Below are 12,732 nucleotides of genomic sequence, written 5' to 3' on the forward strand. Positions count from 1 at the left end.
CCCCCGATGGGAGAGGGAATATTGCGTCGCACCACGGCACACCGTAACGCCACAAGCATGTCCGACGACGCCCGCTTCGGGCTTGCCCGCACTGCCACGTTGCCGGGGCCGCTGCGCCTCGATGGCGGCGCTTTGCTGTCGCCGGTCGACATCGCCTACGAAACCTATGGCGCGCTCGACGAAGCCGCGAGCAACGCGGTCCTGATCTGTCACGCGCTCACCGGCGACCAGCACGTCGCTTCCAACCATCCGGTCACCGGCAAGCCCGGCTGGTGGACGCGCATGGTCGGGCCGGGCAAACCGATCGATACCGACCGCTACTTCGTCATTTCTTCGAACGTTCTCGGCTCGTGCCTTGGCTCCTCGGGACCTGCGAGCATCAACGCCGCGACTGGCGCGCCCTGGGGGATGGCCTTTCCGGTCATCACTATCCGCGACATGGTCCGCGCGCAGGCAATGCTGCTCGATCATCTGGGCGTCGAGCGACTGTTCGCGGTGGTCGGCGGATCGATGGGGGGCATGCAGGCGCTGAGCTGGGCCGCGACTTTCCCAGAGCGCACAGCGTCCGCCGTGGTGATCGCCAGCGCCGCGCGGCATTCGGCGCAGAATATCGCCTTCCATGAGGTCGGCCGCCAGGCGATCATGGCCGATCCCAACTGGCGCGGCGGCGATTATTATGCCGAGGGCGCCCCGCCCATTGCCGGCCTTGCGGTCGCGCGGATGGCGGCGCACATCACCTATCTTTCCGAAGCCGGACTGACCGCCAAGTTCGGTCGCAAGCTGCAGGGGCGCCCGGATAATCCGGATGGGGCCAAGACCTTCGGCTTCGACGCCGATTTCCAGGTAGAGAGCTATCTGCGCCATCAGGGGATCAGCTTCGTCGAGCGCTTCGACGCCAATTCCTATCTCTATATCACTCGCGCGCTGGACTATTTCGATCTCGCCGAGGAACACGGCACGCTGGCGAACGCCTTCAAGGGCTCGGCCACCCGCTTCTGCTTGGTCAGCTTCGACACCGATTGGCTCTATCCGACCAGCGAGTCGCGCAGCATCGTCCATGCGCTCAACGCGGCGGGCGCGGCGGCAAGCTTCGTCGAGCTCAAATCGCCCTTCGGCCATGACGCCTTCCTGCTCGAAAGTCCCGAGCTCGACCGCGTCATCCGCGGCTTCCTCGGCGCGGGGGTGCGGTGATGCGCCTCTCGTTCGACAAGTCCGAGCTCGATCTCGACTTGATCCATGCCTTCCTGAGCGGCGCTTACTGGTCGGTGGGCATCCCGCGTGACATCGTCGAGCGCGCGATCCGCGGGTCGCTCTGCGTCGCCGTGTTCGAAGCCGATGAGGACGGCAGGGACGAGCAGATCGGTTTTGCGCGGGTGATCAGCGACCAGGCGACCTTTGCCTATCTCGCCGACGTTTTCGTCCTACCCGCGCATCGCGGCAAGGGCGTCGCCCGCGCGATGATCGAGGCGCTGCACAGCCACCCCGACCTCCAGGGTCTGCGCCGCTGGGCCCTTTTCACTCGCGACATGCAGCCGCTCTACGCCAAGCTTGGCTGGACGCCCTATCCCCATCCGCCCGAGCGGCTGATGGTCCGCGAAGATGCCGGAGTATATGGATGACGCTCCGCCCCGATCTCGCAATCATCGCCGCCAATGTCGCCAAGGGCAGCCGCGTGCTCGATATCGGCTGCGGCGATGGCGCGCTTATGGCGGCGTTGCGCGACGAGCGCCAATGCGACGCGCGCGGTCTCGAGCTCGACGCGAGCGACGTCGCCTCGGCAGTCGCGCGCGGGCTTTCGGTGGTGCAGGGCGACGCCGATGCCGATCTCGCCGACTATCCGGATGCCAGTTTCGACTATGCGATCCTGAGCCAGACGCTGCAGACCACGCGCCGTCCGGACTGGGTGCTCGATCAGTTGCTGCGCATCGGCGGCCAGGCGTTCGTGTCCTTCCCCAATTTCGCGCATTGGCGGGTGCGGGCCTCCTTGCTGTGGGGCGGGCGGATGCCCGTCACGCGGCTGCTGCCGCTCAAATGGTATGCCACGCCCAATATCCACCACGTCACCGTCGACGATTTCCGCGCGCTGCTGAAGGAACGGGGGATCGCAATCCATGGTTGCTGGTTCCTGACGGGTGACAAGCAGACGGGCGCTGGCCTGGCGAACCTCCTCGCCGAGCATGCGGTGTTCCTGCTCAGGAAATAGGCATGAGCGAACGGACGATCCTGCGCCTCCACCAGGCACTGCGCGACGATATCGGCGATCTGGTGACCCGCCGCCCGGTGCCCGGGCCGCGTATCGATCATGTCGGCGCGTTCCTGTTCCTTAACCATCACGGGCCACAGACTTATGCCGCGGACAATCGCGGGCTGCCGTTCGGGCCGCACCCCCATCGCGGCTTCGAGACCGTCACCTTCATTCTTGATGGCGAGCTCGCGCATACCGACTCGGCGGGGCATGAAAGCGTGATCCGCGCGGGCGGGATCCAGTGGATGACCGCGGGCAGCGGCATCGTCCATGCCGAGGTCTCGCCGACATCGTTCAAGCGCGACGGCGGCGATATGGAGATCCTCCAGCTCTGGCTCAACCTGCCCGCGCGCCTCAAGATGACTGCGCCGCGCTATACCGGGGTCCAGGCCGACGCGATCCCCGCGGTCGCAGCGTCCGGCGCGACGGTGCATCTGATCTCGGGCGAATATAGCGGCGAGACGGGTCCGGTGGAATCGCTGACCAGGACCTTCCTCTGCTGGGTCGAGGCCGAAGCCGGCGCGGCGATACGCTTCGAGGGGCTGACCGGCCGCGACGTCTTCCTCTATTCGGCGCGCGGGGCGTTCCAGGTCGATGGCGTGAGCGTCCCGCATTTCACGCTCGCCGAACTGGGCGAAGGCGATTCGGTCACAGTCACGGCATCCGAACCGGCGCTGTTCGTGTTCGGCCATGCCGCGCCGATCGATGAGCCGATCGTCGCGCACGGCCCATTCGTGATGAACAGCGAGCAGGAAATCCGCCAGGCCTTTGCCGATTACCAGGCGGGCAAGTTCGGCGTCGCCGAAATCGTCGAGCGCTAAATCCCGCTGCCCCAATTAAGCGTTGCGCGGGTGCCGCCGTCCAGCGGCTCGACGACTACCATCAGCGTGCGCTTACCCTCTTCGCCCGCTTCGTATTTACCGGCGCTTGAGCTGCGATGCGCCAGTCCCGAAGCATCGGCCTGCGCGCGCGACCAGCCGAGCACGGCATCGGGCTGCGCAGCGACCTGATAGACGACGCTGCCGCTCACGTGCCGGGGGGTGCCGTCGGGGCCCGAAACGCATTGGGTGACGCGCCCGCCTTCATAGATTTTCACGAAATTCGGGAGGTTGTTGCAGTCGATCGCCGCGGCCACCGCGGCCGACCTGCCCTCGGCGGCCGCCGCCGCAACATTCTGCCCGACGGGATCGTCGGTCGATTCGGTCGAAGTTCCGCCGCATGCCCCGGCCAGCAATGCGATTCCGATGATGGCCAGACGCATGGTGCACTCCTTTGCCAGCCCAACGACGGGCGAGGCGGCGGGTTGCGGGGCTTAGAACGGAACGTCGTCGTCGAGATCGTCGCCCGGGAAGCCGCCGCCGAAATTGCCGCCGCTCTTCTGCCCGCCGCTGTTGAAATTGCCGCCGCGGCTGGAGGACTGGCCCGCGAATTCATCGCTGGCGCCCCAATCGTCGCCGCCGCCCGAGCTGCGCCCGCCGCCCTGGCCGCCGCCACCGCCCGGCGCGCCGTCGAGCATGGTCAGCACCGAATTGAAGCCCTGAAGCGTGATTTCGGTCGAGTAGCGATCCTGCCCCTGCTGGTCCTGCCATTTGCGGGTAGTCAGCGCGCCTTCGATATAGACCTTCGAGCCCTTGCGCAGATACTTTTCGGCGACATTGGCCAGGCCTTCATTGAAGACCTTGACCGTGTGCCACTCGGTCTTTTCCTTGCGCTCGCCGGAATTGCGATCCTTCCAGCTCTCCGAAGTCGCGATGCGCAGCTCGACGACCTTGCCGCCGTTCTGGAACGAACGCGACTCGGGATCCTTTCCGAGATTGCCGACGAGAATGACCTTGTTGACGCTGCCCGCCATGAAATCTGTCCTTATATTCGCCCTGGAGCTTCGCCTTCGGGGTACTATCGAAGCGGAGAGTCATCAACCGCTTCGGCCAAAGCCACTTGTGGGTAAGTGACTCCAAGGCCTAGAACATAATGAGAACGACAGCGGGCCGCAAGCTATAAGCCCAAGGCCCGTGCGCCCCAATAAGTCGCTCCCGCGGCGGCATAAGCCAGCACGAACAGATAGACGATCATCACCGTCGGCCACTTCCACCCATTGGTCTCGCGGCGCGCCACGGCGATCGTCGATAGGCATTGCGGCGCGAACACGAACCAGGCCAGGAACGCCAGCGCCGTCGGCAGCGACCAGCGCGCCGAGAGCTGGCTGCCCAAAGCCTGCGCGCCGGCATCCTCGTCTTCGGCGTCGATCGAGTAGACCGTCTGCAGCGCCGACACCGCGACTTCGCGCGCCGCCATCGCCGGGATCACCGCCAGGCTCATCTCGTGATTGAAGCCGATCGGGGCGAGCACGACTTCAAGCCCCGACGCAATCCGCCCGGCGATCGAATATTCGCTCTGCTTCTGCCCCTCGGGAGCGATCGGGTAGGAGGTCAGCACCCACAAGACCACAGTCACGCCCATGATGATCGTGCCGGCGCGGCGCAGGAAGACATAGGCGCGCTGCCACAGCCCAATCGCGACGTCGCGAATCGACGGCAATTGATAGCGCGGCATTTCCATCATGAAGCCGCCGCCGGCGCCCTTGGTGGCGGTCCGCCGCAGCACCAGCGCCGCCAGCACTGCGCCGACGATTCCCGTCAGGTACAAGGCCAGCAGCACGAGCCCCTGCAAGCCGATCCCCGGACCGATGCTGCGCGCCGGAATGAACGCGCCGATGATCACGGCATAGACCGGCAGCCGCGCCGAGCAGGTCATCAGCGGGGCAATCAGGATCGTCGTCAGCCGTTCGCGCGGATCGTCGATAGAGCGCGTCGCCATTATTCCTGGAATCGCGCAGGCGAAGGACGACAGCAGCGGGATGAACGAACGCCCCGAAAGCCCGACTCCGGCCATCAACCGATCCATCAGGAAAGCGGCGCGGACCATATAGCCCGATGCTTCGAGCACGAGGATGAAGGCGAACAGGATCACGATCTGGGGCAGGAATACCACCACCGATCCGACGCCGTTGATGACCCCTTCGACCAGCAAATTGCGCAGGAAATTCTCGGGCAACGTCGCGACTGCCGTTTCGGCGAGCCAGCCCTGAAACGCCTCGATCCAGCCGATCGGCGCTTCGGACCAGCTGAACACCGCCTGGAACATCGTGAACAGGATCGCGATCAGGATGATCGGTCCGGCCACCGGATGCAGCGCGATGCGATCGACCGTGCGGGTAAAGGCCCGCGACCGCGGCTGTTCGACGATCGCCAATGCCGCGATCCGTCGCGCGTCGCGCTGGAAATGGGTGATATCGGTATCGAGCACTGGCATCGCCTTGGGCGCCTTGCCCGCAGTCAGGCCGGCGATCGCTTGCTTGAGCTCGTCGAGGCCGCGTTTGCGCACCGCCACCGTCGCCACGACCGGCACGCCGAGCTCGCGGCTGAGCGCATCCGTATCGATCTTGAGCCCGTCGCGAGTCGCCATGTCGATCATGTTGAGCGCGAGCACCATCGGCCGTCCCAGCGCGCGAAGCTGGAGGACGAAGCGCAGATGATTGTCGAGGTTTGTCGCGTCGGCGACGACGACCAGCGCATCGGGCAGCCGCTCGCCTTCCTGCCGCCCCAGCACGACGTCGCGCGTGACTTGCTCGTCGGGGCTTGAAGGATCGAGGCTGTAGGTGCCGGGCAAATCGACCAGCTCGACCGGGCGGCCGTCGGGAAGCGCCATCCGCCCCGAATGCCGCTCGACCGTCACGCCGGGATAATTGCCGACCTTCTGCCGCGCGCCGGTCAGCGCGTTGAACAAGGCGCTCTTGCCGGCATTGGGATTGCCGACCAGCGCGATCAAAGGTGTCGTCTCCATCGGGGTCAGGCGATCTCGGCAACATGGATGGCGTCGCCGACATGGCGGCGCAGCGCCACCGTCATCCGCCCGATCCGCGCCGACATCGGCCCACCGAACCAGCCCGAGCGCTGGAGCAGCTCGACTTCGACGCCCTCGTCGAGCCCGAACTCGCGCAGCCGCCGCGCCTCGCTGGGCGCAAGCTTGTGCCAATCGATCACGCTGACCGTGCCGGCATGCATGGGCGCGAGCTGAGCAAGGGGTGTTGACGCTGCGAGGGAACTCATTTGCGAGTGATTATCAATAACTCGCGCGAGAAGCTAGTGGCGCGTCACACAGCCGGGTAGCGCAGCCTGCCGATGAAGCGCGATAGGCTGAAATGATGCTCTGCGGGCCGGAGCCACTGTGCCTTGGCCTTTTCGAAGGCCATGATTCCGTCGATCCGCCGCGACAAAAAAGCGCGGGTATCGGCGTGGTCCTCGCTCTCGTCATTGAGGAACACGGTCACCGTCGCGGCATAGACGCCGCCGAGAATGCCGCGCTTGGTATAGTGGTTATAATCGGTCGCGACGTCCCCTGCGGCGCGCCACATCACGTCTGCCGAACGCCAGCCGAGCCGGGCGGCCTTGGCCACATTCTGCGGCAGCGCCAGCACGGCGAGGGCACGGCGCAGCGATTCGCGGTTGGGCGCGAGCAATTCCAAGCGCGTCTCGACCAGCGAAGCGATCCGCTGGCGGATCTTCATCGCGGCGAGCTTCTCGGACGTCAGCCGCGCGAGCATCGCGCCGTCCACGCTGGCGAACCATGCGTCGATCATCGCTACCGGACCGTCGGTGAAGGCCAGCCGCGCCACATCCTTGTCGATGCCCATGCCCTCGGCCGCCATGTCCAGCGCTTCGAAATTCCATCCGTCGAACGCCGCATTGGCCGCAACCGCCGGCGCGAGCGCGAAGCGGAGTTCGTCGAGCGTGGCGTTCGCTAGGTCCATCAGAGCGATTTAGGCTCCTCGCGGGCGGAAGCAACCTCGCTGCTGCGCACCAGCACCAATGCTACCGCCACCAGCACCGCGCCGATAATGTCCGCAGTCGCCAGCCGCTCGTCGAAAATGCTCCAGCCGAGCGCTGCGGCCACCACCGGCTGGATCAGCAGCCCGATCCCGATCACTAGCGGAGAAAGGTGCCCGAGTGCGTAGATCATGCACCCCTGCCCGATCAGCTGGCTGACGATCGCGAGGGTCACGACCGGCGTCCAGTTCCCCGGCATCACCGTCTCGCCCATGGCCAGCGCCAGAATCAGCAACGGCGGGATCGTCGCGAGCGAAGACAATGCCAGCGCCGGTATCGGCGCCAGCCGTTCGCGCGCGCGCGCCATGAAGACGAAATAGACTGCGTAGAGCATGCCGGCGAGCATGCAGAGTAAGTCGCCGGTGAGATTGTCGGCGGACAGGCTCGCCGAGCGCCCCAGCAGCAAGGCGGCGCCCAGGGCCGCGAGCAAAAGTGCCAGCCCCTGCAATCGCGTAGGCCACATCCGCACGGCGAAGAAGCCGTAGATCGGGAAGATCAACGTCGCCGAATTGCCGAACAGAGTCGAATTGGCGAGCGTGGTGTGGAGGATGCCGACATGCCAGCTGGCCAAGTCCGCGGCAAAGGCGACACCGGCAATCGCCAGCACGCCCCACAGCCCCCGCGACGCGGCGATCGGCCTGCCCCCGCCCGCCACTGCGATCGCGAGCAGCACCGGGGTGGCCAGCGCGATCCGCCAGAACCCCGCCGCCACCGGCCCGACATCGGCCATCCGCACGAACAGCGGCCCCGATGCCAGGGCAATATTGGCGATCAGCAGCGCAGCCACCGCGCGGCTTCGCGGCGAAATAGTTTTTGTTGCGGCCTCGGCGTGATGCATGCCGCCCTCTAGCGCCCTATCTCGCAGACGTCACAGATTGAAAGAGAATTATGGCCGACCTGTTCGATCCGATCCAGCTGGGCGCAATCACCGCGCCGAACCGCATCCTGATGTCGCCGCTAACCCGCGGCCGCAGCACGCGCGAGCATGTGCCCACTGCTATCATGGCCGATTATTACGTCCAGCGCGCCGCGGCCGGGCTGATCATCTCGGAGGGCACCGGCATCAGCCGCGAAGGCCTGGGCTGGCCCTTTGCACCGGGCTTGTGGACCGACGAGCAGGTCGAAGCCTGGAAGCCGATCACCGACGCCGTTCACAATGCCGGCGGCCGGATCTTCACGCAGCTCTGGCACATGGGCCGCATCGTCCATCCCGATTTCCTCGACGGCGCACCGCCGCTCTCGGCCTCTGCGACCACCGCTCCGCATTACGCCCACACCTATGCGGGCAAGCAGCCTTATGGCGAGGCGCGGTCCGCAACCAAGGACGACATCGCCCGCACCCTCGACGATTATTCCGCGGCGACGCGCAACGCCGTCCGCGCCGGGTTTGACGGGGTGCAGCTTCACGCCGCCAATGGCTATCTGATCGACCAGTTCCTGCGCGATAATTCCAACCACCGTGACGACGAATATGGCGGCACCCCCGAGAACCGCGGACGCCTGCTTCGCGAAGTCGTTGCTCGCTTGATCGCCGAGGCCGGTGCCGATCGCACTGCCGTCCGCTTCTCGCCCAATGGCGACACCCAGGGCGTGGTCGATAGCGATCCCGAGAGCGTTTTCGTCCCCGCCGCGCAATGGTTGTCCGAGCAGGGCATCGCTTTTCTCGAGCTGCGCGAGCAGTCTCCCACCGGCACCTTCGGCAGGTCCGATCAGCCGCGCGTCTCGCCGGCGATCCGCAAGGTGTTCAAGCAGCCGCTGATCCTCAACCAGGATTATACGCTGGCCCGCGCGCAGGAAGAAATCGCTTCGGGCCACGCCGACGGCATTGCCTTTGGCCGGCCCTTCCTCGCCAATCCCGATCTGGTCGAGCGCCTCCGCCGCGACGCCCCGCTCAACGCGCCCGACATGGCGACCTTCTACACCCAGGGGGTGGAGGGCTATCTGGATTACCCGGCGTTGGAGCCCGTCACCGGCTGATTGATCTCGTCGAGGAATTTGGTCGAGGCGGCGCGGAGATTCTTTCGCGTCGCCTCGTTCAACACCAGGAACGGGACGATGAACAGCAGCGGCCAGAACAGGAAGGCCATCACCGCGAGGATGAAAAGCGCGACGAAGGCGACGATGCGCAGACCCTTGAGTTTTTCTTCGCCCGCCGGAGTTACCACTATTTGGCGGGGGCCCTTGTCGTCATACCACGGCTTGGTGTGGAGCAGGCCGCGTCCGCGCTGATCGAGCTTGGGCGCGCGGACTGATTCGATGGGGATGGCCGTGTCACGGCGCAATGCCTCAATCGCCGCGGCGGCATCGCGCTGCGGTGCGCGCTCGACAGGATCGTGCCGCGCCGGCTTGACCGTCGCGTTGCCGTTCCAAGTGTCGATGACTTCCAGCCGCCGTCCGCGCTCCACCACCTTGTAGCGAGTGCGGGGCGCGTCCATCAGCCCAGCCGGGCCCGCAGCGCGAGCATTGCCAGCGCCGCCTCGGCCGCCTCGCCGCCCTTGTTCTTTTCATTCGGACGGGCACGCGCCAGTGCCTGGGCTTCGTTCTCGACGGTGAGAATGCCATTGCCGATCGCGACGCCGTCCATCGACAGCGCCATCAGCCCGCGCGCGCTCTCGCCGGCGACGATCTCGAAATGATAGGTCTCGCCGCGGATCACTACGCCCAGAGCTACGAACGCGTCATAACGACCGCTCTCTGCCGCCAGAGCTACCGCACCCGGAATCTCGAGCGCGCCGGGAACCGTCACGACCTCATAGCTGTGTCCCGCTTCTTCGATTGCGGCGACGGCGCCGGCGAGCAGCAAGTCGTTTAGATGCGCGTAGAAGCGCGCCTCGACGATGAGGACATTGGCCATTTACGCGGCTCCGTCGATCGGGCGCTCGCCGACGATCGACAGGCCATACCCGTCGAGGCCGACCAGCGTGTGGTGGGTGTTGGTGAGCAGGATCATGTCGCGCACGCCGAGCTCGGTGAGGATCGTCGCGCCGACGCCGTAATCGCGCAGCTCCTCCATATCGGCCTCGGGCAAGTCGCCGGAGCGCGCCTGGAGCGACACCGTGAACTTGTCGGGGCGGGCATGGCTGAGCAAAACGACGACGCCGGCGCCCTCTTGCCCAATCATTTCCATCGAGCGCCGCAGCAGCCCGCCGCGCGCGCCACCCTCGCCGAAGATGTCGCTGAACGGTGAGAGCGCGTGCATCCGCACCAGCACCGGCTGAGCGGGATCGATCCTGCCCTTAACCAAGGCGACCTGCTCGCTCTCGCTGGCCTTGTTCCAGAACGTGATCGCGCTCCACTCGCCGCCCCATTCGCTGGTGAAGCGCGTCTCGGCGCGCTTCTCGACGAGATGATCCTTGCGGCGGCGATAGGCGATGAGGTCGCGGATCGTGCCGATCTTGAGATTGTGGAACTGCGCGAACGATACGAGATCGTCCATCCGCGCCATCGTCCCGTCCTCGTTCATGATCTCGCAGATCACGCCCGAGGGATTGAGGCCCGCCAGCCGCGCGACATCGACTGCGGCCTCGGTATGCCCGGCGCGCACCAGCACCCCGCCGTCGCGCGCGACCAGCGGAAAGACATGGCCGGGCGTGACGATCTCGTCCTTGCCCTTCGCCGCATCGATCGCGACCGAGACGGTGCGGGCACGGTCGGCGGCGGAGATGCCAGTGGTGACCCCCTCGCGTGCCTCGATCGAGACCGTGAAGGCGGTCTCGTGGCGGGTGCCGTTGTTGCGGCTCATCAGCCCGAGGCCGAGCTGGTCGACCCGGTCCTTGGTCATCGCCAGGCAGATCAGCCCGCGGCCGTAACGCGCCATGAAGTTGATTGCATCGGGCGTCGCCATCTGCGCCGGAATGATCAGATCGCCTTCATTCTCGCGATCCTCGTCATCGACCAGGATGAACATCCGACCGTTGCGCGCCTCGTCGATAATCTCTTCGGGCGAAGAGAGAAATGCGTGCTTGAGGCGGGCTAGTTCAGGCTTTGCCACGAAGCGACTCCATGCGCTGCAGATAGCGGGCGAGCACGTCGATCTCGATATTGACGGCCTGGCCCTCGGCCAGCGTCGCGAACGTGGTCACCGCTGCGGTGTGCGGAATGATGTTGAGGTCGAACTCGAAGCCCTGCGGCGTGTCGCGCACGGCATTCACGGTGAGCGAAACGCCGTCGATCGTCACCGAGCCCTTGGGTGCGACGAAGGGCGCGAGTTCGGGGCCGGCGGCGATGATAACACGGTGCGAACCGCCCTCTTCGGCGATGCTCGAGACCAAGCCGATGCCATCGACATGGCCGGTGACGATATGCCCGCCGAGTTCGTCGCCGAGCTTCAATGCGCGCTCGAGATTGAGCCGCCGCCCCTCGCGCCACATATCGCCGGCGGTGCGCGAGACGGTCTCGCTCGAAACGTCGAACGCCACCCAGCCCGCGCCCTTGTCGACCACGGTCAGGCACACGCCCGAACAGGCGATCGAGGCGCCCAAATCCACGGTTGCGGTATCGTAGCTGGTCGAGACCCGTACGCGCAGATCACCCTGCGTGCCTGCGGCCTCGATCGTGCCGATATCGGTGACTATGCCAGTGAACATTATGCGCTCGCGTAGACTTCTAGCCGGTCGCTGCCAAGCTGGCGCGAATCGGTGAGCCGCCAGCGGCCATGCGCCTCGGCGAGCGAACCAAGCCCGATATCGCCAAGTGCGGATTTGCCGGCGCCGATCAGGATCGGGGCGCGGTAGAGCAGGAGGCGGTCGACCAGCCCTTCGCGGAGGAAGGATGCCGCGGTCTCGGCGCCGCCTTCGACGAGGAGGTGATCGACGTTTTGGAGGCGGACGATTTCGGAGAGAGCAGAGATTATTTCGTCACCCCCGCGAACGCTGGGGCCCCGCTTCTTCTCTCCCGACGCGGAAGAAGCGGGATCCCCGCGTTCGCGGGGAAGACGGGTAAGGAGCAGGCGGCGTGGCGATCGCCCCTCCAGCCCCGCGAGCCGCACATCGAGCCTGGGCGCGTCCGCCTCCCATGTCCCCCGCCCCACCAGGATGGCCTCATGGCGCGCGCGCTCGACATGCGCATGCGCCCGGGCTTCCGGCCCGGTGATCCACTTGCTCTCGCCCGATTCGCGCGCAATCCGCCCGTCGAGCGAGGTCGCCAGCTTGAGGGTGACGTGCGGGCGCCCCTTGCTGCGCCGCGTCAGGAAGCCGGCCATCGCCTGCCGCGCCTCGGCCTCCCCAACGCCTTCGACAATTTCGATTCCCACCGCCCGCAGTCGATCTACGCCCAGACCATTGGTCCGCCGATCGGGATCGCCCAGCGCGATTACCACCCGCGCGGGCCCGGCGCCGACCACCAGGTCGGCACAGGCAGGCCCCCTCTCCGAACGATGCGCGCAGGGCTCCAGCGTCACATAGACAGTTGCGCCGCGCGACTTCTTGCCGGCCTGTTCGAGCGCCATCGCTTCGGCATGGGGCCGCCCGCCTGGCTGGGTCCAGCCGCGCCCGACGACGCGGCCTTGGCTGACGATCACACAGCCGACATTGGGATTGGGCGCTGTCCGCCCGCGCCCGCGCTCGGACAGCGCGCACGCCGCCGCCATCCAGCGCGCGTCGT

16 protein-coding genes are annotated in these 12,732 nt (G+C 66.3%); 5 read left to right on the plus strand and 11 right to left on the minus strand.

The window, feature by feature from the left end; translation table 11 throughout:
- Positions 1 to 57: 57 nt before the first annotated feature.
- Genes metX through ACZZZM_RS02970 form a run of 4 tightly spaced genes read left to right on the plus strand, consistent with a single transcriptional unit; the run spans position 58 to position 3,066 of the window.
- A complete protein-coding gene (metX, locus tag ACZZZM_RS02955; protein WP_463593620.1) occupies positions 58 to 1,191 on the plus strand; it encodes a homoserine O-acetyltransferase MetX in 1,134 nt (377 codons plus the stop codon).
- Positions 1,191 to 1,619: a GNAT family N-acetyltransferase gene (locus ACZZZM_RS02960; protein WP_463593621.1), complete on the plus strand. Its 429-nt coding sequence runs from the start codon at positions 1,191 to 1,193 to the stop codon at positions 1,617 to 1,619. The genes metX and ACZZZM_RS02960 overlap by 1 nt, the downstream gene beginning before the upstream one ends.
- Positions 1,616 to 2,203 (plus strand): methionine biosynthesis protein MetW, encoded by a 588-nt coding sequence (metW, locus tag ACZZZM_RS02965; protein ID WP_463593622.1) that lies wholly within the window; start codon positions 1,616 to 1,618, stop codon positions 2,201 to 2,203. The genes ACZZZM_RS02960 and metW overlap by 4 nt, the downstream gene beginning before the upstream one ends.
- A 2-nt stretch (positions 2,204 to 2,205) precedes the next feature.
- Complete coding sequence (locus ACZZZM_RS02970) at positions 2,206 to 3,066, plus strand: pirin family protein (RefSeq protein WP_463593623.1); 861 nt, start codon at positions 2,206 to 2,208, stop codon at positions 3,064 to 3,066.
- On the opposite strand, the gene ACZZZM_RS02975 is transcribed toward ACZZZM_RS02970, so the two are convergent.
- The 6 genes from ACZZZM_RS02975 to ACZZZM_RS03000 form a co-directional block, all read right to left on the minus strand.
- Positions 3,063 to 3,506 (minus strand): hypothetical protein, encoded by a 444-nt coding sequence (locus tag ACZZZM_RS02975; protein ID WP_463593624.1) that lies wholly within the window; start codon positions 3,504 to 3,506, stop codon positions 3,063 to 3,065. The two genes, ACZZZM_RS02970 and ACZZZM_RS02975, sit on opposite strands and share 4 nt — an antisense overlap.
- Before the next feature lie 51 nt (positions 3,507 to 3,557).
- On the minus strand, positions 3,558 to 4,097 hold the full coding sequence (gene ssb / locus ACZZZM_RS02980; RefSeq protein ID WP_463593625.1) for a single-stranded DNA-binding protein: 540 nt from the start codon (positions 4,095 to 4,097) through the stop codon (positions 3,558 to 3,560).
- A gap of 143 nt (positions 4,098 to 4,240) precedes the next feature.
- A complete protein-coding gene (gene feoB / locus ACZZZM_RS02985) occupies positions 4,241 to 6,088 on the minus strand; it encodes a ferrous iron transporter B (protein ID WP_463593626.1) in 1,848 nt (615 codons plus the stop codon).
- 5 nt (positions 6,089 to 6,093) lie between these two features.
- Positions 6,094 to 6,354 (minus strand): FeoA family protein, encoded by a 261-nt coding sequence (locus tag ACZZZM_RS02990; RefSeq protein WP_463593627.1) that lies wholly within the window; start codon positions 6,352 to 6,354, stop codon positions 6,094 to 6,096.
- 44 nt (positions 6,355 to 6,398) lie between these two features.
- Positions 6,399 to 7,055, minus strand: coding sequence for a COQ9 family protein (locus tag ACZZZM_RS02995; protein ID WP_463593628.1), 657 nt, complete (start codon positions 7,053 to 7,055; stop codon positions 6,399 to 6,401).
- On the minus strand, positions 7,055 to 7,918 hold the full coding sequence (locus ACZZZM_RS03000) for a DMT family transporter (protein WP_463593629.1): 864 nt from the start codon (positions 7,916 to 7,918) through the stop codon (positions 7,055 to 7,057). Before ACZZZM_RS03000 ends, ACZZZM_RS02995 begins: the two co-directional genes overlap by 1 nt.
- 101 nt (positions 7,919 to 8,019) lie before the next feature.
- Between ACZZZM_RS03000 and ACZZZM_RS03005 the strand changes: the two genes are divergently transcribed.
- Complete coding sequence (locus tag ACZZZM_RS03005; RefSeq protein WP_463593630.1) at positions 8,020 to 9,108, plus strand: alkene reductase; 1,089 nt, start codon at positions 8,020 to 8,022, stop codon at positions 9,106 to 9,108.
- Here ACZZZM_RS03005 and ACZZZM_RS03010 read toward each other — a convergent pair.
- Genes ACZZZM_RS03010 through ribD form a run of 5 tightly spaced genes read right to left on the minus strand, consistent with a single transcriptional unit; the run spans position 9,078 to position 12,718 of the window.
- The gene (locus ACZZZM_RS03010; protein WP_463593631.1) at positions 9,078 to 9,566 is read right to left on the minus strand and encodes a hypothetical protein; all 489 of its coding nucleotides are present in this window, start codon (positions 9,564 to 9,566) and stop codon (positions 9,078 to 9,080) included. The genes ACZZZM_RS03005 and ACZZZM_RS03010 overlap by 31 nt on opposite strands.
- Entirely contained in the window at positions 9,566 to 9,985 is a 420-nt protein-coding gene (gene ribH / locus ACZZZM_RS03015; RefSeq protein WP_463593632.1) for a 6,7-dimethyl-8-ribityllumazine synthase, read from the minus strand. The genes ACZZZM_RS03010 and ribH overlap by 1 nt, the downstream gene beginning before the upstream one ends.
- On the minus strand, positions 9,986 to 11,122 hold the full coding sequence (ribB, locus tag ACZZZM_RS03020; RefSeq protein WP_463593633.1) for a 3,4-dihydroxy-2-butanone-4-phosphate synthase: 1,137 nt from the start codon (positions 11,120 to 11,122) through the stop codon (positions 9,986 to 9,988). It lies immediately after the preceding gene.
- Positions 11,109 to 11,717 carry a riboflavin synthase gene (locus ACZZZM_RS03025; RefSeq protein ID WP_463593634.1) on the minus strand — a complete coding sequence of 203 codons (609 nt, stop codon included), beginning with the start codon at positions 11,715 to 11,717 and terminating at the stop codon, positions 11,109 to 11,111. Before ACZZZM_RS03025 ends, ribB begins: the two co-directional genes overlap by 14 nt.
- A complete protein-coding gene (gene ribD, locus ACZZZM_RS03030; RefSeq protein WP_463596364.1) occupies positions 11,717 to 12,718 on the minus strand; it encodes a bifunctional diaminohydroxyphosphoribosylaminopyrimidine deaminase/5-amino-6-(5-phosphoribosylamino)uracil reductase RibD in 1,002 nt (333 codons plus the stop codon). Before ribD ends, ACZZZM_RS03025 begins: the two co-directional genes overlap by 1 nt.
- Positions 12,719 to 12,732 lie beyond the last annotated feature (14 nt).

The sequence above is a fragment of the Sphingomonas sp. AC522 genome, assembly GCF_979258125.1.

What these genes read in the sequence shown, in the direction of transcription:
- metX (WP_463593620.1), top strand. Translation starts at nt 58, where the DNA reads ATGTCCGACGACGCCCGCTTCGGGCTTGCCCGCACTGCCACGTTGCCG.
- ribD (WP_463596364.1), bottom strand. Translation starts at nt 12,718, where the DNA reads ATGGCGGCGGCGTGCGCGCTGTCCGAGCGCGGGCGCGGGCGGACAGCG.
- ACZZZM_RS03025 (WP_463593634.1), bottom strand. Translation starts at nt 11,717, where the DNA reads ATGTTCACTGGCATAGTCACCGATATCGGCACGATCGAGGCCGCAGGC.
- ACZZZM_RS02960 (WP_463593621.1), top strand. Translation starts at nt 1,191, where the DNA reads ATGCGCCTCTCGTTCGACAAGTCCGAGCTCGATCTCGACTTGATCCAT.
- ssb (WP_463593625.1), bottom strand. Translation starts at nt 4,097, where the DNA reads ATGGCGGGCAGCGTCAACAAGGTCATTCTCGTCGGCAATCTCGGAAAG.
- ACZZZM_RS02970 (WP_463593623.1), top strand. Translation starts at nt 2,206, where the DNA reads ATGAGCGAACGGACGATCCTGCGCCTCCACCAGGCACTGCGCGACGAT.
- ACZZZM_RS03010 (WP_463593631.1), bottom strand. Translation starts at nt 9,566, where the DNA reads ATGGACGCGCCCCGCACTCGCTACAAGGTGGTGGAGCGCGGACGGCGG.
- feoB (WP_463593626.1), bottom strand. Translation starts at nt 6,088, where the DNA reads ATGGAGACGACACCTTTGATCGCGCTGGTCGGCAATCCCAATGCCGGC.
- ACZZZM_RS02990 (WP_463593627.1), bottom strand. Translation starts at nt 6,354, where the DNA reads ATGAGTTCCCTCGCAGCGTCAACACCCCTTGCTCAGCTCGCGCCCATG.
- ACZZZM_RS03005 (WP_463593630.1), top strand. Translation starts at nt 8,020, where the DNA reads ATGGCCGACCTGTTCGATCCGATCCAGCTGGGCGCAATCACCGCGCCG.
- metW (WP_463593622.1), top strand. Translation starts at nt 1,616, where the DNA reads ATGACGCTCCGCCCCGATCTCGCAATCATCGCCGCCAATGTCGCCAAG.
- ACZZZM_RS02995 (WP_463593628.1), bottom strand. Translation starts at nt 7,055, where the DNA reads ATGGACCTAGCGAACGCCACGCTCGACGAACTCCGCTTCGCGCTCGCG.
- ribH (WP_463593632.1), bottom strand. Translation starts at nt 9,985, where the DNA reads ATGGCCAATGTCCTCATCGTCGAGGCGCGCTTCTACGCGCATCTAAAC.
- ACZZZM_RS02975 (WP_463593624.1), bottom strand. Translation starts at nt 3,506, where the DNA reads ATGCGTCTGGCCATCATCGGAATCGCATTGCTGGCCGGGGCATGCGGC.